Below are 18,749 nucleotides of genomic sequence, written 5' to 3'. Positions count from 1 at the left end.
CGCCCCGAGATCCATCATCCGCCGGATCCCTCCGATCCTCCATGGCACCGCTGAGCTGGACGTTCGGCGGCGCCGCCGGGTCAGGCGCACGGGGTGCGCAGGGCGAGCACGGCCATGTCGTCGTGGCCGTCGCTCGGATGGTGGTCGGCCAGTGCCCGGACGAACTCCGCCAGCGGCAGGTCGGCGTACGCGGTGGCGAGTCCGGTGAGTTCGTCGAGGCTCGCGTCGATGGGCCGGTCCGGGCGCTCGATCAGCCCGTCCGTGAAGAAGACCAGGGTGGCGCCCGGGGGCACGAAGCGGGAGTGGTCGGGGCGGGGCTGCTCGGAGTCGACCCCGAGGGGCAGCCCCGGCTCGACGAACAGGTACTCCGCCCGGTGCCCGGGGGTGATGAGCAGCGGCGGGACGTGTCCCGCGCTGCTCCACCGCAGTCGCCAGCCCGGCCCGTCCGGCTCGATGCGTGCCAGGGTCGTGGTGGTGACGGGATTCTCGGTGATGGCCTGCAGGGTGCGGTCGAGCTGGGCGAGCACCGCACCGGGCGGCCCGCCCCCTTCGTACAGCAGCGCGCGCAGCATGTTGCGGATGGAGGCCATGGCGGCGGCGGCCCGCAGATCGTGACCGACCACGTCGCCGATGACGACGGCCACGACGTTGCCGGGCAGGGGGATCGCGTCGTACCAGTCCCCGCCGAGCCGGCTGGGCTCGGCGGCCGGCCGGTAGACGGCGGCGGCGGTGAAGGGCCGCAGGTCGGGCAGTTTGGGCAGCAGCAGGCGCTGGAACTGCTCGGCTCCGATGCGCACCCGTTCGAACAGGCGGACGTTCTCGATCGCGATGCCGGCCGCGCCGGCCAGGGCGACGACGACGCTCTCGTCGTGGGCGTCGAAGGGCCGTCCGTCGCGGCGCTCGGACAGGTAGAGGTCGCCGTAGACCTCGCCGCGGACGCTGATGGCGACGCCGAGCAGGGTGCGCAGGTGCGGATGGCCGGGCGGGAATCCGACGGAGGACGGGTGGGCCGTGATGCGTTCGACCCGCAGGGGCTCGGGGTGGCGGATCAGGTGCCCGAGGACGCCCAGACCGCGCGGGAACTCGGTCCCGGCCAGGTCGGCGTGTTCCTGCGCGGACAGGCCGGCGGAGATGAACTGCTCGAGGTGGTCTCCCGACTCGTCCAGCACGCCCAGCGCCCCGTAGCGGGCGCCCACCAGGTCCATGGCGGTGGTCACGATACGGTCCAGCACCGCGGGCAGTTCGACCTCGCGGCTGATGGCCACCACCGCGTCCAGCAGGCCCTGCAGCCGGTCCATGGCGGTCAGCAGGGCGTGCAGCTGCTCGTCGATCCGCCCCAGCTCGGAGCGCAGACGCAGCTGCAGCTCGGGGAGGTGAGGCTCCCTCTCGGGTCTCCCGTCCCCGGTTCCTGACATCACGGGTGTCCGGTGGCGGAAGGTCCGGTCGCGGTCACCCTCGGCCGACGATCGTCGCTCCGGATCGACGTCGTCGGGTCCGCCCACATGATCGAGCGGTGCATTCCGGCCTCCTGGCGCGTCCCTGCGCCACCGGTCCACCGTGGCCACAGCAAGAACGAATAAACAGTCTATAAGGTTATTTATCGGATCCTGGCATGGCGCGTCCAGGCGACGGCGCCTGCTCCGGTGAGCAGCGGGCGCCGGCCTTCGACGCCGCCGCGGGCTCGATCCCGGCTGGATCCCGTGCGAGGAATTCCCGGAGCACGGCGGTCATTTCCCCGGGCGCTTCGAAGGGCCAGAAGTGACCGGAGCCGAAGAGGTGCACGGCGCTTCCCCTGGCCGTAGCCCTTCAGGTCGACGGCCAGGCAGCGGTATTCGGTGCCGAAGGCATCGAGCGCGTAGTGCCACTGCCACCAGGAGTCGGGTACACCGTGCAGGAAGACGACGACCGGGGCGCCGGCCGGGCCGCACTCGCGTCTCGGGCAGCTCGGCGAGGAGCGCCTCCACCTCGGACAGCCGGCCGGCCGCGCGGTCCAGTCCGGCACGGATGCGCGGCGGAGGCGGTGTGTACGCGGGCGGGGTCGCGTCAGGTGACATGGCGAAAACCTCCAGAATGCTTCGGCTCGGGCGGCGGTACGCGGCTGCGGCGGTGGTTCCGGGTGATTGTTGGGGAAAAGTCAGAGTTGATTGAATCCTCAGACTGGTGCCGGGTCAAGGGACCGGGTGACGGGTGGCAGCCGGTTGCCGACGCGTGGTGAGCACCGCCGCCGCCGCGCCGGACCCGGCCGTCCTCAAACGCCGACAGGCACCCTCATCGACCACGCCCTGTGCGACCGGCCCGCCACGGCCGTGCCGCGGGGCCGGATCAGCCCTGGTCCTCCTGCGTGAGGGTGTCCCGGAGCTGGGCTCGGGCCGTGATGCCGAGCTTGGGGAAGACCTTGTGCAGGTGGTAGCCGACCGTACGGGGGGAGAGGTAGAGGCGGGCCGCGATGTCGCGGTTGGTCAGACCCTGGGCGGCCAGCTCGGCGATCTGGCGTTCCTGCGGCGTGAGTTCACCGGCGGGAGCGGGGGCCGTCGCCGCCCCGGCCGCCCGCAGCTCCGCCTTCGTGCGCTCGGTCCAGGGGCGGGCGTCCAGGCGCTGGAAGCACTCCAGGGCCGCGCTCAGGTGCGGACGGGCCTCGGCACTGCGCCGGCGCCGGCGCAGCCACTCGCCGAAGTCGAGGTGGGCAAGGGCCTTTTCGAAGGGCCAGCAGTCGGTGGCCGGGTCGTCGAGGGCGGCGCGGAAGTGCCGTTCGGCTTCGTCGGCGTCGGTCAGCAGGGCGGTGGCCCGGTGCAGAACGGCGGCCAGGCGCGGGGAAGGGTCGGGCTTCAGGTCCTGCCGCACGGCGGCGGCCACCGTGCGCGCGTCGTCGGCCCGCCCGGCGCGGACCGCCGCGGCCGCCAGGTCGCCCAGGTAGTAGAGCGAGGCGTGGTAGTGGACGGGCGCCGGGCGGAAGTCCCGGGTGAACGTCGCACGCAGGTGCTCGTAGGCGTCCGCGTGGTCGCCGGCCACGAACGCGGCCATCCCCATGGCGTGCCGGTGGCGCACCTGAAGACTCAGCGACCTCCGCAGGTCCACGCCCCGTACGGCGTGCAGCGCCTCGGTCCGGGCGGTCGCGGGGTCGCCCTGGAGTGCGCGCAGGGTGGCCCGCAGGATGCCGGCACCCACGGTCACGTTGTCCGCCCCCGCCTCCGTCGCCATCCAGAACGCCTCGTGCGCCGCCTCCTCGGCCGCCGTCCACGAGCCGTTCTCGAACAGGGCCAGGGCGAGTGCCTGGGTCACGGTCGCGTTCGTGCCCGCGCTGCCGGCCCGCCGCAGGAGGTCCATGGTCAGCCCGAGGATGCGCACGGCCTGCTCGGTCTCGTCCAGGATCCAGGTCGCGCCGCCCAGTGCCGTGAGGTTGCCGAGCGACTCCTCCTGCGCCAGGGCGGCCAGCCCCTCCCACAAATGCCGTGTCAGAAGCGGCCGTTCGTGAACGGGATCGACGACCGCCCGGGCCCAGGCACGGCCGGCGGGGTCGCCGTCCCCGTCGATCAGACCGCTGATCCGGTCGAGTTCGGCCCGGTAGCGGGGGGCGCCGGAGTTGTAGACGGACGTGGCCGCGGTGCTCAGGGCGCCGAGGGCGAGCTCCGGAGCCGAGGCGGCGGTGGCCTCGGCGACGCCCAACAGGAGGGTCAGCGCCTCCTCGTGACGGAGCGTCACCCCGAGGGCCCAGCCGCCCAGCAGCGAGGCCTCGGCACGCAGCCGGGGATCCTCGGTCATCGCGCCGACGCGGCCGCTCAGCTCCCCGACCCACTGCGGATGACCCGCGAACATCGCGGCCTGCGCGGCCGTCAGCAGCCGCCGCGCACGCAGCTCCGGCTCCGGGGTCAGCTCGGCGGCGCGTTCCAGTGAGGTCGCGGCCGCCGCGTAGCCGCCCCGGCCCCGGGCCCGTTCGGCGCTCTCCGCCAGGGCGTCGGCGACCTCCGCGTCCTGGCCGGTCGCCGCGGCCGCCAGATGCCAGGCCCGCCGGTCCGGCTCGTCGGCCAGCGCGGCGGCCAGAGCGAGATGGGCCTGCCGGCGCTCGTGGAAGGAGGCCGCGTGGTAGACGGCCGAGCGCACCAGCGGGTGACGCAGCAGCACCCCGCCGTCCGCCACCCGCACCAGGCCGGCCCGCTCGGCGGGGTCCAGCGCCTGTACGACGTCCAGCTCGGGGGCGGCCCGCATGAGGTCCGTCAGCCGGGCCGGGCCGGCCGCGGCCGCGAGGAGCAGAGCCGCCCGGGTGGGCGCCGGCAGACCGGGCAGGTCGGCGGCGAACAGGTTCTCCAGACGCGCGGTGAGCGGCAGCGTGGCACCCCCGGCGCCGCCGGCCCCCATGTCCCCGGTCCGGCCCCGGGCCAGGGCACGGGGCAGCTCGATCAGGGCCAGCGGATTGCCGGCCGCCTGCCGGAGGATCTCGGCCCGTGCCTTGCCGCGCGGCGGATCCGGCTGCGCGTCCAGCAGCTGCCCGGCCGCGGAACGGCTCAGCGGGCCCAGCGTGATCTGCGGGAAGGCCCGGTCGAAGCGAGCCGGTACGCCGTCCTCGCGAGCGGCGAGCAGCAGCACCACCGGCCTGCCCTCCAGCCGACGGGCGAGGAAGGCCAGTACGTCCACCGAGCCCAGGTCCAGCCACTGGGCGTCGTCCACCAGCAGGAGCTGTGACCGGCGGGCGGCGGCCTCGGTGATGAGCCCCAGCACGCCGACGCACAGCGACAGCTGATCGAGTTTCAGCTCGTACCCGGCCGCCTCCGGCCCGAAGGCGCGGTCCAGCGCCTCCCGTTGCGCCGCGGGCAGGCCCTCGCCGGGCAGCAGCGGATGCAGCAACTGGTGCACGCCCGACAGGCCGAGGCCCGCCTCGCCCTCGCTGCCCCGCATCCGCAGGATGCCGAGACCCCGCTCCCGCCCCCGCTCGGCGGCCCGGTCCACGAGGGTGCTCTTGCCCGCCCCCGGCTCCCCGGTCAGCACCAGCACCTGCGGACCGCTGCCGTCCACCGCCCCGAGCAGCCGGTCGAGGCGGCCCAGCTCGGCGGCCCGGCCCAGGATGCCCGGATCGGAGGGGTGGTCGGTGGTGCCGGCGTGCATGAACCGTCCTTGTCGTCGAGCCGCTGATACGGCGATGGCGTCGAGCCGCTGATACGGCAATCCTGCCAGCGGCCGGCGGCAGGACCGGAACCGCGGGCTCGCGCGCACCGACCGGGCCGCGGGCGCAGGTGACTGGTCATGTGACAGAAGCGCGTCTCCCCGGTCTCCGCGATGATGGCCCCGGCCAGGGAGAACGCGCACCATCCGGGGAGTACGTGCATGACGGTCCACCCACCCCAGCAGTCCACGACCGGCGACGATCCCGCCGTGCTGGGCCGGGACGGTGAGATCGAACGGATCCTGCGGTGCGCGACGCGCGAGCCCGGCACGCCCCAGACCCTGCTGCTCCTCGGCGAGGAGGGCACCGGTCGTACGACACTGCTCCGGCACGTCCGGGACCGGGCCGGCGCCGAGGGCGTCCTGGTGCTGGCCGCGCAGGGCTGGGCCGAGGACCCGCGGCATGCGCACGCCTGCCTGCAGCAGCTGCTGACGCCGCAGGTGCGGGACGAGCTGGCCGCCCTGCCCGCCGGCCGGCAACGGGCGCTGACGGCCGTACCGCCGGTCGACGCCCCGGCGGACGAGGCCGAGCTGCACGCGGCGGTGGCGGCGCTGCTGGACCGGCTCGCCGGGGCCGGTCCGGTGCTGGTGTGCGTGGACGACGCCGACCTGTGCGGCCGCGCCTTCCCGGAGGCGCTGTTCGCCGCGGTCCGGCAGCTGACCGGCCGTGCGCTCACGGTGCTGCTCGCCGCACGCCACGAGGCCGCCCTGCCCGGTCCGCCGCCCGGCACCGAGACCCTGCGACTGGGCCCGCTGAGCGGCCCCGCGGCCGCGGCCCTCCTCGACCGGCAGCCGGCGGCGCCCACCGGCCGGCACCGGCTGGAGATCCTCGCCGAGGCCGAGGGCAACCCGCTGGCCCTCGTGGAACTGGGCCGAAGTGCGCCGGGCCCCGCCACCCCGGTGCGGCACACGCACGTCTTCGGCGTACGGGTCGACGCGCTTCCCGCCGAGACCCGCCGGGCCCTGCTGTACGCGGCGGCCGCGGGGCCCGGCGGGACCGTCGCCGCGGTCATGGCCGCCCTCGGCACCGGCGACCTGTCGGTGTGGGCGCCGGCGGAGTCGGCCGGACTGATCGCGCTGGCCGAGGACCGGTTCGACTTCGGGCATCCGCTGGCCCGCTCGGCCGCCTACCTCGGGCGCCCGGCCGGTGAGCGCCAGCAGGCCCACCGGGAACTCGCCAGGGTCGCCGTGCAGCCCGACGTCAGGGCCCGGCACCTGGCCGCCGCCACCGTGGGCGCCAACGCGTTCGTCGCCGCCGCCCTGGAGGTCTCCGCCTGGCGGCGCGGGGACGCGGTGGAGGCCGCACGCGCCCTGGAACAGGCGGCGCGGCTCAGCCCACGGCCGCCGGAACGCGCCCGCCGACTGGCCGAGGCCCTCACCGCGGCCCACGCGACGGGCGACCCCGGCTGGGTCCGCGAACTGTACGAACGGCTCGTCCGGGAAGGGGCCGAGCCGGAGTTCGGCTGCGCCGCGGCCGGTGCGCTGGCCTCCGCGCTCTCCCACGAGTCGGCCCAGCGCGAGGCCTTCGAGCTGCTGGCCGACGCCTCGGAGCACTTTCCCGCCGTCGACCGGTCCCTCGCGTTCGCCCTGGCCGGCCTGGCGGCGGGCATCGCCGCCCAGTCCGGGCTGCCGGAGCACACGGCGGCCCTGCCCGCGCTGCTCGACCGGGCCCGGCAGGCCGAGGCGTCCGGACGGTGGCGGCCCGCCACGGCCGGACCGCTGGCGCGCCTGGACACCCCGCACACCCGGCAGGCCATGGCCGCACTGGTCACCGCGGTCGCCCGGCCACGCTCCGCCACCGGCGCCCCACCCGCCCTCGGCCGCTCGCACCATGCCGCCCCGCCCGACGCATCCCCCATCACGCCCCCCGTCACGCCCGCCACCGCGCACGGCACCGTGCCCGCCCCCGCAGCCCACGCGGTCCTCGCCGCGGTCGCCCACCAGGCCGACGAGGCGGACGTGGACCTGGGGCAGTCGCGGACCGCCGACGAACGGCTGCGCGGCGCCCGCGCCTTCGGGCTGCGCGGCTGGTCGGTGCTCCCGCTGGTGGACACCCTGCTGGCCACCGGGCGGTTCGCGGAGGCCGGCAGCGTCGTCGAGGACGCCCTGACGGAGGCCGCGGTGCTGCGGCTGCCGCGCCTGCGGGCCGACCTGGAGACACAGGCGCTGACCGTACGGGCGCTGCGCGGCGCCCTGCCACCGGAGCCCTGGTTCACCCCCTCCGTGTGGCGGGCCGTCTGCCTGGACGAGAACCGGGCCACCCATGCCCGGCTGCTGCGCGCCCGCGGACTCGCCTCCGTCACGCGCGGCGACATGGAGGACGCCTGGCGGCAGCTGCGCGGCCTGTTCACCGCCGACGGCTCGCCCCTGCACCCCTTCCTGTCCGCGCGGGCCGTCGCCGAACTCGCCGTCGCCGCCCAGCGCACCGGACGGTCGGCCGAGGCGCTGCCGATCCTGGAACGGGTCCGGGCCGAGCAGGGGGACCGCCCGAGCACCCGGATGACGCTGCTCCTGCACCACGCCACCGCCCTGGTCGGCCGGGACTGCGAGGCCGAGGAGCACTTCCAGCTCGCGCTCGTCAACCACGGGGCGAACCGCTGGCCCTGGGAGTGCGCCCACGTCCGCCTCAACTACGCGATCTGGCTGCGCCGTTGCCGCCGTACCCTGGAGGCGCGCCAGCAGCTGACCACGGTCCTGGAGACCGCCGAACGCCTCGGCGCCGGCACCCTCGCGGCCGCCGCAGGCAGCGAACTGCGCGCCAGCGGTGCGGCCCCCGCCCCGGCGGACGCGGCGGACGCGGGTCTGCTGGAGCAACTGACCGCGCAGCAGCAGCAGATCGTCCAGCTCGCCGCGCGCGGCCTGTCGAACCGGGAGATCGGCGAGCGGCTCTTCCTGTCGCCGCGTACCGTCGGCTCGCACCTGTACAACGTGTACCCCAAGCTCGGCATCAGCAGCCGCCATCAGCTCCGCGACCTGGTGGCGGACCGGTGAGGACACCCGGGGGCCGGCCGGCGGAACGCCCATGACGCCCGGAGCACCGGGGCCGGGTACCGCCGTCGTCCTCGACCCCGCGGTGCAGCGCCTGGTCACCGCCGCCGCCGTGCCGCCCGCCCTCGACGACCTCGGCCCGGACGCGGCGCGGCAGGCGCTGCGGGAGAGCCAGGCCGACCGGTTCGAGGACTTCGACGTGGACGCGGTCTTCCACGTGGCGCCCGTCGGCCCCGCGCGACTGCTCGGCTTCTGGACCGTACGCCCGGCCGGGGCGCGGGGCCCGCTCCCGGCCCTGCTGTACCTGCACGGCGGCCGGTGGGCGCTCGGCGACGCCCAGACCCACGCCCGGCTCATCAGCGAACTCGTCACCGGCGCCGGGGCGTGCGCCCTCGTCCCCGAGTACAGCCGCGCCCCCGAGGCCCGCTACCCGGTGGCGCTGGAGGAGTGCTACGCCCTGCTGGCCTGGTCGGTCACCCAGGCCGACGCGCTCGCGCTGGACCCCGGCCGGCTGGCGGTGGCCGGCGACTGCGCCGGTGCCACGCTGGCGGCCGCCGTGACCATGCTGGCGAAGACCCGGCACGGGCCGCGGATCAGCGCGCAACTGCTCTACTACCCGCTCACCGACGACCGCTGCGACAGCCCCTCGCAGCACCGGTTCGCCACCGGCCACCTGCTCACCCGCCGTGCCCTGCGCGACTACTGGCAGCGGTACGTCGCCAACCCGGCGCACCGGCACGAGCCCACCGCGGCTCCGCTGCGGGCCCGTCCGGAGGAGCTGGCGGGGCTGCCGCCGGCCCTGGTCGTCACCGCGGAGGCCGACGTGGCCCGTGACGAGGGCGAGCAGTACGCGCGGCGGCTGTCCGAGGCCGGCGTCGACACGCTGTCCGTGCGGTTCCTCGGGACCATCCACGACTTCGTGGCGCTGCACGCACTCGCCGACAGCGCGCCCACCCGGGCGGCGCTGCTGACCGGTTGCGCCTTTCTGCGGGCCCGTCTGCGGTGACGGGCCCGGCACCGGCCGATGACCAGTCGGCCGACTGATGCGCCGGTACCGGTCGCCCGGTGAGGCTGGCGGCATGGCAACCGCGATCGGCTCCCACGAGGAGAGACGCCGGCCTCCGACCGGCACGGCCAGCGAGCGGAACAGGGTCCTGACCACGCGCTCGGTTCCGCCGGAGGAGAGCCTGGAGTACTGGCACGACGCCGTGTTCGACACCCTGGTGGGGATGGACATCGCCGCCGAGGGCGGTACCTACGACGCCACCCTGCGCACCGACCGCCTCGGGGACCTGCGGATCACCACGGTGGAGGCCGACCCCGGCCGGGTCCACCGGGCGCCCAGGTTCATCGCCCGCGGCGACGGCCGGGAGATCTTCGTGACCGTCCAGAGCACCGGCCGCGCCCGGGTCGAACAGGACGGCCGCAGCACCGAGCTGCGGACCGGCGACATCGGGTTCTTCGAGACCCTCCGCCCCTTCCGCACCACCTTCCCGGACCGCTTCCGGCTGAAGATCTTCGCGGTACCCCGCTCGCTGCTCGAGCTGTCGGAGGCCGACGTACGGCAGCTCACCGGCCGCGCGGTCCACCCGGACGACGGGCTCCCCGCGCTGCTCGGGCCGCTGCTGGAACGGCTCGCGGACACCTCCGCGTCGTACACCGCACCGGCGGCCGAGCGGCTGGCCGAGAGCGTCGTCGACCTGGTGGCGGCCACCGCCGCGGACCAGCTCGGGGCGGAACCCGCCGACCTGCCCGGGGCCGACGGCGTGCTGCTGCTGCGCATCAGGACGTACATCCGCTGGCACCTGTCGGACCCCGCGCTGACCCCGACCGCCATCGCCCGGGTGCACGGCATCTCGGTGCGCTATCTGCACCGGCTGTTCCAGGCCGAGGGCACCACCGTCTGCCAGTGGATCCGCGACCTGCGGCTGCGCGAGTGCCGCCGGGAACTCGCCGCCCGCCCGGCGGGCTCGGTCAGTCTCGGCCAGGTCGCCCGGCGCTGGGGGTTCACCAGCGCGGCCGGGTTCGGCAAGGCCTTCCGCAGCTCCTTCGGGCTGTCCCCGACGGACTGGCTGGACCGGGCGCGGACGGACGGTCCGCCGTGCTGACCGCGGTGTCCTGCGCCACCCGGGACCTGGCCCCCGGCGACCGCCTCGACGCCTGGCAGCGCGTCCTGTCCCGGACCTTCGTGGACGTCGAGGTCACCGTGGACCGGGACCGCCCGTGGACCGGTGAACTGGCCGCCCGGCGGCTCGGCGCCCTCCAGATCGCCACCGAGGACTTCGGCCCCGGCGCGATCCTGCGCGGCGCCCGCACGGCCGCCGCCGATCCCCGCACCCACATCCTGGTCCGCCGCCAACTGACCGGCTCCGCCCTGCTGCTCCAGGACGGCCGCACCGCCGAACTCCACCCCGGCGGCCTGGCCTTCCACGATGCGCGGCGCCCGTTCCGGATCGTGCTCCCCGAGCGGCAGCGGGCCCGGATCCTCATGGTGCCCCGCGCCCTGCTGCGCCTGGAGGAACGGCAGCTGCACGCCCTCACGGCCACGGCGGTGGAGGAGGCCGAAGGGGGCGCGGCGGCCCTGCTGCTGCCGCTGCTCGACGGACTCGTCGACGAGGTCCCCCGGGTCACCGCGGCCCGGCGTGAACAGCTGGCCCGGACCGTCGTGGACATCCTCGCGACCGTGGCTCTGGAGCGGATCGGCGGGCCGCCCGAGTCGGCCCTGTGGGAGCGGATCACGGCATCCGTCCGGGCCCGGCTCGGCGACCCCGGACTCGCCCCGCAGGACATCGCCGACCAGCACGCCATCTCGCTGCGCTATCTGCACCGGCTCTTCCAGCGCCAGGGCACCACCGTCGGCGCCTGGGTCCGGGCGCGCCGCCTCGAGGCGGCCCACGCGGAGCTGGCCCTGCCCGGCGCCGCCCACCGGTCGATCGCCGCGGTGGCCGCCCGCTGGGGCTTCGCTAGCCCCTCCCACTTCAGCCGGGCGTTCCGCGAGACGTACGGGATGTCGCCGGCGCAGTGGCGGCGGGCTGCGGGCGCGGTCCGGGCGGACTGACACCGCGGCTGTTCCCTGAGGGACCGCACCCCGGGCGCTCTCGGAACGATCGCGCCCGTCCTCCCCGCCTACCGTCCGGAGCACCGGGTTTCGGCAGAAAGGGACGCGCATGAAGCGCAAGGCGATGGCATGGACTCTCCCGGCGCTGCTGGTGGCGCTGAGCGTGGTGGGCGCCGGTGCCCCGTCCTCGGCCCGCAGCGGCACCGGCGCCCGGACCTCGACCACCGCGGTCGGCCCCCAGGACGACACCACCCACGTGTACGTCACCCCCGGCCAGGAGGACGCCTTCGCGGACAGCTGGGTGGCGACCTTCGGCGGCACCCACACCGCGAAGGTCGTCACGGACGTCACGCCGACCCCCAGCGAGACCGCGTCGGAACTGGTGCTCTCGCCCGTCGGCACGCTGTCCGTCTTCGACTTCAGGACGCCCGTGCCCTGTCCGTTCGGCAGCGAACGCACCGGCTGGCTCATGAGCGACTTCGACCGGGGTGTCCGGCTGGCCCGGCAGAGCGGCGCGGACGTCGTCGTGGCGCCGTTCGACGACCCGATCGGGAAGGACGCGGTCGTCCAGTTCCCGGGCGGGATCGACGCCCAGCTGTACTGGCACACCAAGGCTCCGTCGTACGCGCCCCTGGCGACCGTGCCCGACAACCGCGTCTACCTCACCCCGGACTCGGCGTCCGCCTTCCTCCGCTCCTACCTGCGGTTCACCGGCGGCCGGATCGTCTCCGACGACCGTACGGCGGACGGCGGCGACCTCGGCCTGCCCGGGAAGACCTACCGCCGGATCGCCCTGACCTCCCCGTTCGGCAACACGGTCGTCAGCGTCACCGACGGCCACCTGCCCTACCCGTTCGGACGGGAGACCACCGGCTACGCGGTCGAGGACCTCACGGCCACCCTGCACAAGGCCGAGGCGGCGGGCGCGCGGGTCCTGTGGGGCCCGTACGACGGCAAGGGCCGTGACACCGCGATGGTGCAGTTCCCCGGCGGTTACGTCGCCGAACTGCACCAGGGCGGCAGCACCCGCTGACCGAAATCCTGGAGACCCCTCATGGCCTCGTCCTCCGTCGTGGAGCTGTCGCGCTGGCAGTTCGCGATCACGGCGATCTTCCACATGACCTTCCCGGCGCTCACCGTCGGCCTGTCCCTCCTCCTCGCGGTCGCGTACACCGTGTACGTCCGCACCGGCAACCCGCTCTACCTGCAGATCTTCCGCTTCTGGAAGAAGATCTTCGCCGTCGGCTTCGGTCTCGGCGTGGTCGCCGGCACCGTGATGACCTTCGAGTTCGGCCTCAACTGGGGCATCTACGCCCACGCGGTCGGCCCGGTCATCGGCGTCACCATCGGCATGGAGGTGATCACCGCCTTCTTCCTGGAGGCCGGTTTCATCGGGATCATGCTGTACGGCGACGGCCGGGTGAAGCCCCGCACCATGGCGCTGGCCTCCTGGATGGTGGCCGCCGGCACCCTGCTCTCCACCACCTGGATCCTCTCCGCCAACAGCTGGATGCAGGACCCGGCGGGCTATACGGAGGTCGACGGGCAGTTCCACGTCACCGACTGGTGGCAGGTGCTCCTCAACCCGGCCTTCAGCTATCGCTTCCCGCACATGCTGATCGCCGTCCTGATCTCCGCGTCCTGGTTCGTCGCCGGGATCAGCGCCTGGTACCTGGTCAAACGCCAGGCGTCCGCCCTGCCGTTCGCCCGCCGCACCCTCTCCGTGGCCCTGGGCGTCCTCGCGATCCTGATGCCCGTCCAGCTGTACGTCGGTGACGCCACCGCCGTCTTCATGGGCGGCCACCAGCCCGCAAAGCTCCAGGCGTTCGAGGGCAACTGGAAGACCGACAACAACGGCTACAACCTCGTCGTCATCCCCGACACGGACAAGGGGAAGAATGACTTCCGTATCGAGATACCCCGCCTCGGCGCCGTCATCGGGCACGACCTGACCGGCCAGGCCAAGGTTCCGGGGTTGCTCCGGACCCCGCCCGACGAACGCCCCAACATGTGGAGCGCCTTCTACGGCTTCCGGGCCATGTACTTCACCGCCCTCGCCATGTTCGCCACCGCCTTCGCCGGGCTCGTGCTGCGCCTGCGCGGCCGCCTGTTCACCTCGCCGCGCCTCCTGCGCTGGCTGGTGTGGATGACCCCCGCCGGGATCATCGCCATCACCGGCGGCTGGATCACCGCCGAGACCGGCCGACAGCCCTGGGTGGTCTACGGCAGGCTGCGCACCGCCGACGCCGTCTCCCACCTGACCCTCACCGAGGCGGCCCTCAGCCTCACCGGGTTCGTCCTCCTCTACGCGACCCTGCTCACCCTCTGGATCCGCTACATCGTCCGCACCGTCAAGGCCGGTCCGGAACCGGTCACGGACCTTCGAACTCCCGCTCCGGAGGCCTCCGTTGCCTGAGTACCTGACGTACGCCCTGGTCCTGCTCTCGCTCGGGGCCTACGTCGTCCTGGACGGCTACGACCTCGGCGTCGGCATGCTGAGCCTCCTCGACCGCGACGAGCGGCGCCGCCGCGAGTACAACGAGCTCGTCGCCACCGCCTGGGACGCCAACGAGAGCTGGATCATCCTGGCCGGCGTGGCCCTGTGGGCCGGGCTGCCCGGGGCGTACGCGACCGTCCTGCCGGGGGTGTACCCGCCGCTGATCGCCATGCTGTTCGCGGTGATCCTGCGCGGCATGGGCCTGGAGTTCCAGAGCGCGTCCGGCACCTACCGGCGCGGCTGGGGACTCCTCTTCGGCGGGGCCTCCCTCGCCGTGACCCTCTGCCAGGGCCTGGTGATCGGCGCGGTCCTGTCCGGACTCCCGCAGCGGGACGGCCACTTCACCGGCGACGCCCTCGCCTGGCTCACCCCCTACAGCGTGCTGTGCGCGCTCGGCCTGGTCTGCGTGTACCTGCTGGCGGGCGCCGCCTGGCTCCAGGACAAGACGGAGGGCACGGCCCACGCGTGGGCGGGGCGGCTCGGCCGTCCGCTGCTCGGCGCGACCGCCGTGGCCGCCCTGGTCCTCGGCTTCGGCCTGGAGGTCGCCGACCCGCAGCACTTCCGCTTCGAACAGCCCCTGCGCGCCACGCTCTTCTGGCTCGCCGTGGCCGCCGCCGCGGTCTGCGGCGCGGTCGCCTGGTACGGCTTCGGGCGGCGGCCGGACCTGCGGCCGTTCGCGGCGGTGCTGGGCGCCGAGGCGGCCGGGCTGCTGGCGCTGGTGGCGGCGACGGCACCGGTCGTCGTACCGCCGTCCCTGACCCTGCACGAGGCGTCCAGCCCGCACGGCTCGCAGGTGTTCCTGGTGGTCGGGGTCGGGCTGTGCATGCCGTTCGTGCTGGCCTACAACATCTATGCCTGGTGGGTCTTCCGGGGAAAGTTCCGGGAGCCCGCGCGGCAGGCGCCGACCGAGACGACGGCACCGGACGACCGGTCGGCCGACGGGACGGCCGCGCCCTTCACACCCCGGCCGGAGTCCCGGGTCGTCGTCATCGTCCGCCGGACGCTGCTGACGCTGCTCGGCATCCTGCTGGCGGCCGTCTCCCAGGACGTCTTCGGCGGCGACTCGACGTGGGTCGACCCGCTCGGTGTCGCCCTGCTGTCCGGTACCGCGCTCGTCGCCTGGGTCCTCGGGGACCGCCGGGCCGGGCGGCTCGGGGAGTACGACCTGCCCGGCGACCTGCCCGGCGGCCTTCCCGGTGATCTGCCGGGCGCCCTGCCCGGCGGCGAACGCCCGTGAGCGACACCGCGGCCCTGGTGGCGGCGCTCGCCGACGAGGACGGCCAGGGCGCGGCCGAGCGGGCGTCCACGCGCCGACTGCACGCCTGGGCGCGGATCGGTGAACCGGAGCTGCGCCGGGCGGGCACCCTGCGCGGCCTAGCCCAGCTCGGCACCGTGATCTGGGCGGCGGGCCTCGGCTGGGCGGCCCAACGGGGGCTCGCCGCCCAGCAGTTGCACACCGCCCCGGCGGCCGTCGCACCGGCCGCCGGGGTCGTGGCCGGCGGCCTGGCGCTGCGCGCCGCGCTGCTGGCGGCGGCCGACCGGGCGGCGGCGACGGGCGCCGCCCGGGTCCGGTCCGCGCTGCGCGCCCGGGTCCTGCGCGCGGCCCTGCCGGGACGGGCACCGCGCGGCGGACTGGCGGACGTCGCCTACGCCGAGGCCCTCGACGCCGAGGTGGCCCGCCTCGACGACTGGCTCACCGACTACGTCCCGGCCCGCCGCGCCATGCTGATCGGCAGCGGTGCCGTCCTCGCCGCCATCGCCCTGCGCAGCTGGTTCGTGGCCCTCCTGCTGGTGCTGGCCACCCCGCTGCTCCCGGCCAACCTCAAGGTCATCGGGATGGGCACGAAGGCGGCCGTACAGGCCCAGCTCGGTGCCGTCCGCACCCTGCACGCCCGGCTCCTGGACCAGCTGCGCGGGCTGCCCACCCTGGTCGGACTCGGCGCGCAGGAGGAGGCGGCGCGGGCCCTGCGCCGGGACGACGAGGAACTCGCCCGCCGCACCACCCTCGTGCTGCGCGTGGCGTTCCTCTCCACCGCCTGGGTGGAACTGCTCATCACCGGCACCCTCGCGGTCGTCGCCACCTACTGCGGCCTGGTGCTCCTGGACTACCTGCGGCTGCCCGGCGTACCCGACCACATGAGCCTGGCCACCGCCCTGTTCGTCCTCACCCTCACCCCCGCCTACTTCGCGCCCGCCCGCGAACTGGCCCGCGGCTACCACGCCCGCGCCCAGGCGGCGGCCGCCGCCGACCTGCTCGCCGGGGCGATGCGCGGTGCCGTCCCCGAGCGCCGCCTCCGCCCGGCCGCCCGGGGTGCCGCGCCCCTGCCCGTCCGTCTGCGCGAGGTGTCCGTAATCCATGCCGGACGGGCGCGGCCCGCGCTGGACCGGGTCGAACTCGACGTCCGGGCAGGGGAGTTCGTGGTGGTGACCGGCTCCAGCGGTGCCGGCAAGTCCACGCTGCTGTCCGTGGCGGCGGGCCTGCTGGCACCCGACCGGGGCAGCGCCCTGCACGGGCGCGAGCGGGCGACGCCCGCGCACGTGGCCTGGGTCGGCCAGCCGGGCTTCCTGCTCCCGGGAAGCGTGCGCGAGAACCTCCGGCTCGCCCGGCCGGACACCGATGACTCCGAACTCAGCGCCGCCTTCGAGGAATTGGGATTCAGCGGCCTGCTGGCCACACTCCCCGACGGACTCGACACACCCGTCGGCGAACGCGGCTTCGGGCTCTCCTCCGGCCAGGCGCAGCAACTGGTCTTCGTACGCGCCCTGTTGCGGGACGCGCCGCTGCTCTGCCTGGACGAACCGACGGCCCATCTCGACCCCGGCGCCGAAGCGGCCGTCGCGGACGCACTGAGCCGCCTGGCCCGGCACCGGACCGTCCTGCTGGCCACCCACAGCCCGGCCCTGCTCCCCCTCGGGGACCGCGTACTCACCCTGGACCAGGGACGGTTCGTATGACCCTGCGCCTGCTGAGAACGGCGGTCCGGCGACGCGACCTGCTGTACGGCCTGCTCCTCGCCGCAGCGGCCGAACTGTCCGCCGCGACCCTGCTCGGCGTGTCCGGCTGGTTCCTCACGGCGTGCGCCCTGGTCACGGTGCGGGCCGACACCACGTGGTCGTGGCTGTACCCGTCCGGTGCCGTCCGCGCCCTCGCCCTGTCCCGCACCGGGCTGCGCTACGCGGAGCGCCTGGTCAGCCACCGGGTCCTGCTCGACGCCACGGTGGCGCTCCGGGCCCGGCTGGTGCGCGGCGCCGCGGCCCTCCCGGCGCGGCGGCTGCGCGCGCTGCGGGACGGGGCCCTGCTGAGCCGGCTCACCGACGACGTCACGACCGTCGGCGCGCTCCCCGCCGACGTCCTGGCCCCCCTCGCGAGCACCGCGGTGACGGCGGCGGTCGTGACCGGGCTGCTGTGGCACGCCGACGCCCGGCTGGGCGCGGCGGAGCTGCTGGTGTTCCTGCTCGCCGCCGCGACCGCCGTGGCGACCCACCGGCGCGCGCAGGACGCGGTACGGCGGTCGGCGCGCGAGCAGGCGGTCGTACGGACCGAACTCCTCGGCGCCCGGGACGCGTTGCCCGAACTGATCTGCCTGGACGCCGTGACACCGGCCACGGCCCGGATCGCGGCGGCACTGGAGCGGGCCCAGCGTGCCGACGAGGAGACCCGACGAGCCCTGCGCACGGGGCAGTCGGCGCTGCGCCTGCTGGGTGCGCTCGGCCAGTGTCTCGTCCTGGCCCTCGCCCTGGACCTCGCGGCGACGGCGCAGTCCGTGTCCGCCGCGATCGGTGAGGTCCTGCTGGTCGCCGCCGGTTACGAACTGGTCGAGCAGCTGCCGAGGATCCTGCCGGCGTACGGCCGGGCGCGTGCCGCGGCGCGGCGGCTGGCCCCGCTCGACGCCGTGCCCGGTCCGCCGGCCGACGGACCGGCGGTGGCCTTCGAGGCCGAGCCGGGCACCACCACCCTGGTGACCGGCCCCAACGGCAGTGGAAAGAGCACGCTGCTGGGCCGCCTGGCGGGCCGCGCGACCCCGCGGGAGCTGGCCCTCGTCGAGGCCGAGGACTGGCTCGCCGACGCGACCGTCGCCGAGAACCTGCGGCTGGCCGACCCGGACGCGGAACCGGAACGGCTCGCCGAGGTGCTGGCCCTGGTCGCCCTGGACGACATCCCGCCGGACTTCCCGGTGGGCCCGAACGGCGGCAGGCTCTCCCAGGGCCAGCGCCGCCGGCTCGCCCTCGCGCGGGCCGTGCTGCGCGACCCGCCGGTCCTGCTGCTGGACGAGCCGACCGCGGGACTCGACCGGGCCACCGCCCGCCGCGTCCTGGGCGCCGTCCGCTCGGCCCTTCCCGCCACCGCTTTCGTGATCGCACTGCCCGACCGCGACCACGACCTCCTACCCTTTCCGGTTGACGGCCGGATCGAACTGACGGCCCGAGTGACGATGGAGCGCGTATGACCGACGAGGCGATGGGTGACGAGGTCTACCAGCCGGACGGTTCGGAGGTGCAGGACGACGCCGGTCTGCTGGACGCCTCGGACACCCTGGACTACCGGGCCGGCGAGGAGGCCCTGGACGAGGGCTACTCGCCGCCGGAGCGGCCCTGGGCCGTGGAGCACACCGGGGTGACGGCGGCCGAGGGGCAGCGCGGGGAGACCCTGGACGAGCGCCTCGCCGAGGAGGTGCCGGACATCGGCGTCCCGGAGGGCGACGACCTCGGCGACGCCTGGGACACGGACGGCGAGCTCCTCGACGACGAGGTCGGCGACGACCGCGCCGGACGGCTCCTCGCACCGGACGAGGGCGCGCACGAGGTCACCGACTCCGACCTGTTCGCCTCCGACCGGGGCCTGGACGGCGCCGGGGCGTCGGCGGAGGAGGCCGCGATGCACGTGATCCCCGACTCCGAGGAATTCTGAGGCGACATGCACGTGGGCGCGGGGACGGCGTCCGTCCCCCCGCCCACGCGTGTTACACGAGTGGCGAACGGCGCCGCACGTTCTTGTGCTGCCCGGGCCGGTCCAGTTCGCCCCGCTGGGTGTGGACGGTGGCCGCCCTGGGG

At 75.1% G+C, this 18,749-nt stretch carries 13 protein-coding genes; 10 read left to right on the top strand and 3 right to left on the bottom strand.

Features of this window, described 5'->3' with window-relative positions; all coding sequences use genetic code 11:
• Window positions 1-80: 80 nt before the first annotated feature.
• From ACFWPQ_RS35085 to ACFWPQ_RS35075, 3 genes are all read right to left on the bottom strand, one after another.
• On the bottom strand, window positions 81-1,415 hold the full coding sequence (locus tag ACFWPQ_RS35085) for a PP2C family protein-serine/threonine phosphatase (protein WP_384043902.1): 1,335 nt from the start codon (window positions 1,413-1,415) through the stop codon (window positions 81-83).
• A 182-nt stretch (window positions 1,416-1,597) separates the two neighbouring features.
• Window positions 1,598-2,002, bottom strand: a complete 405-nt coding sequence (locus ACFWPQ_RS35080) for an alpha/beta fold hydrolase (RefSeq protein ID WP_384043899.1) — start codon at window positions 2,000-2,002, stop codon at window positions 1,598-1,600.
• A 320-nt stretch (window positions 2,003-2,322) separates the two neighbouring features.
• A complete protein-coding gene (locus ACFWPQ_RS35075) occupies window positions 2,323-5,097 on the bottom strand; it encodes an AAA family ATPase (RefSeq protein ID WP_384043897.1) in 2,775 nt (924 codons plus the stop codon).
• Between the two features lie 219 nt (window positions 5,098-5,316).
• On the opposite strand from ACFWPQ_RS35075, the gene ACFWPQ_RS35070 reads away from it, so the two are divergent.
• The 10 genes from ACFWPQ_RS35070 (at window position 5,317) to ACFWPQ_RS35025 (ending at window position 18,606) form a co-directional block, all read left to right on the top strand.
• Window positions 5,317-8,145, top strand: a complete 2,829-nt coding sequence (locus tag ACFWPQ_RS35070) for an AAA family ATPase (RefSeq protein ID WP_384043894.1) — start codon at window positions 5,317-5,319, stop codon at window positions 8,143-8,145.
• 31 nt (window positions 8,146-8,176) lie between these two features.
• A complete protein-coding gene (locus ACFWPQ_RS35065; protein WP_384043891.1) occupies window positions 8,177-9,148 on the top strand; it encodes an alpha/beta hydrolase in 972 nt (323 codons plus the stop codon).
• Between the two features lie 73 nt (window positions 9,149-9,221).
• Complete coding sequence (locus ACFWPQ_RS35060; RefSeq protein WP_384043888.1) at window positions 9,222-10,250, top strand: helix-turn-helix domain-containing protein; 1,029 nt, start codon at window positions 9,222-9,224, stop codon at window positions 10,248-10,250.
• A complete protein-coding gene (locus ACFWPQ_RS35055) occupies window positions 10,244-11,200 on the top strand; it encodes a helix-turn-helix domain-containing protein (RefSeq protein WP_384043885.1) in 957 nt (318 codons plus the stop codon). The genes ACFWPQ_RS35060 and ACFWPQ_RS35055 overlap by 7 nt, the downstream gene beginning before the upstream one ends.
• 109 nt (window positions 11,201-11,309) lie before the next feature.
• Entirely contained in the window at window positions 11,310-12,233 is a 924-nt protein-coding gene (locus ACFWPQ_RS35050; protein ID WP_384043882.1) for a VOC family protein, read from the top strand.
• Window positions 12,234-12,254: 21 nt separating this feature from the next.
• Window positions 12,255-13,616, top strand: coding sequence for a cytochrome ubiquinol oxidase subunit I (locus ACFWPQ_RS35045; RefSeq protein ID WP_384043879.1), 1,362 nt, complete (start codon window positions 12,255-12,257; stop codon window positions 13,614-13,616).
• On the top strand, window positions 13,609-14,934 hold the full coding sequence (locus ACFWPQ_RS35040) for a cytochrome d ubiquinol oxidase subunit II (protein WP_384043876.1): 1,326 nt from the start codon (window positions 13,609-13,611) through the stop codon (window positions 14,932-14,934). The genes ACFWPQ_RS35045 and ACFWPQ_RS35040 overlap by 8 nt, the downstream gene beginning before the upstream one ends.
• Window positions 14,931-16,652, top strand: a complete 1,722-nt coding sequence (locus ACFWPQ_RS35035) for an ATP-binding cassette domain-containing protein (protein WP_384043873.1) — start codon at window positions 14,931-14,933, stop codon at window positions 16,650-16,652. Before ACFWPQ_RS35040 ends, ACFWPQ_RS35035 begins: the two co-directional genes overlap by 4 nt.
• A complete protein-coding gene (locus ACFWPQ_RS35030) occupies window positions 16,649-18,145 on the top strand; it encodes an ATP-binding cassette domain-containing protein (RefSeq protein WP_384043870.1) in 1,497 nt (498 codons plus the stop codon). Before ACFWPQ_RS35035 ends, ACFWPQ_RS35030 begins: the two co-directional genes overlap by 4 nt.
• Window positions 18,142-18,606, top strand: coding sequence for a DUF5709 domain-containing protein (locus ACFWPQ_RS35025; protein WP_384043867.1), 465 nt, complete (start codon window positions 18,142-18,144; stop codon window positions 18,604-18,606). Before ACFWPQ_RS35030 ends, ACFWPQ_RS35025 begins: the two co-directional genes overlap by 4 nt.
• The last annotated feature ends 143 nt before the right edge of the window (window positions 18,607-18,749 follow it).

This window comes from Streptomyces sp. NPDC058464, from assembly GCF_042721035.1.
In the GTDB taxonomy this organism is placed as follows: Bacteria; Actinomycetota; Actinomycetes; order Streptomycetales; family Streptomycetaceae; genus Streptomyces.
The sequence above is the reverse complement of the archived record's forward strand: the minus strand, read 5'-3'. Positions and strand labels throughout refer to the sequence as shown.

Bases quoted from the DNA above. Each gene is read 5' to 3' on its own strand.
- ACFWPQ_RS35085 (WP_384043902.1), bottom strand. From the start codon at position 1,415: ATGTCAGGAACCGGGGACGGGAGACCCGAGAGGGAGCCTCACCTCCCC.
- ACFWPQ_RS35075 (WP_384043897.1), bottom strand. From the start codon at position 5,097: ATGCACGCCGGCACCACCGACCACCCCTCCGATCCGGGCATCCTGGGC.
- ACFWPQ_RS35070 (WP_384043894.1), top strand. From the start codon at position 5,317: ATGACGGTCCACCCACCCCAGCAGTCCACGACCGGCGACGATCCCGCC.
- ACFWPQ_RS35065 (WP_384043891.1), top strand. From the start codon at position 8,177: ATGACGCCCGGAGCACCGGGGCCGGGTACCGCCGTCGTCCTCGACCCC.
- ACFWPQ_RS35060 (WP_384043888.1), top strand. From the start codon at position 9,222: ATGGCAACCGCGATCGGCTCCCACGAGGAGAGACGCCGGCCTCCGACC.
- ACFWPQ_RS35050 (WP_384043882.1), top strand. From the start codon at position 11,310: ATGAAGCGCAAGGCGATGGCATGGACTCTCCCGGCGCTGCTGGTGGCG.
- ACFWPQ_RS35045 (WP_384043879.1), top strand. From the start codon at position 12,255: ATGGCCTCGTCCTCCGTCGTGGAGCTGTCGCGCTGGCAGTTCGCGATC.
- ACFWPQ_RS35030 (WP_384043870.1), top strand. From the start codon at position 16,649: ATGACCCTGCGCCTGCTGAGAACGGCGGTCCGGCGACGCGACCTGCTG.
- ACFWPQ_RS35025 (WP_384043867.1), top strand. From the start codon at position 18,142: ATGACCGACGAGGCGATGGGTGACGAGGTCTACCAGCCGGACGGTTCG.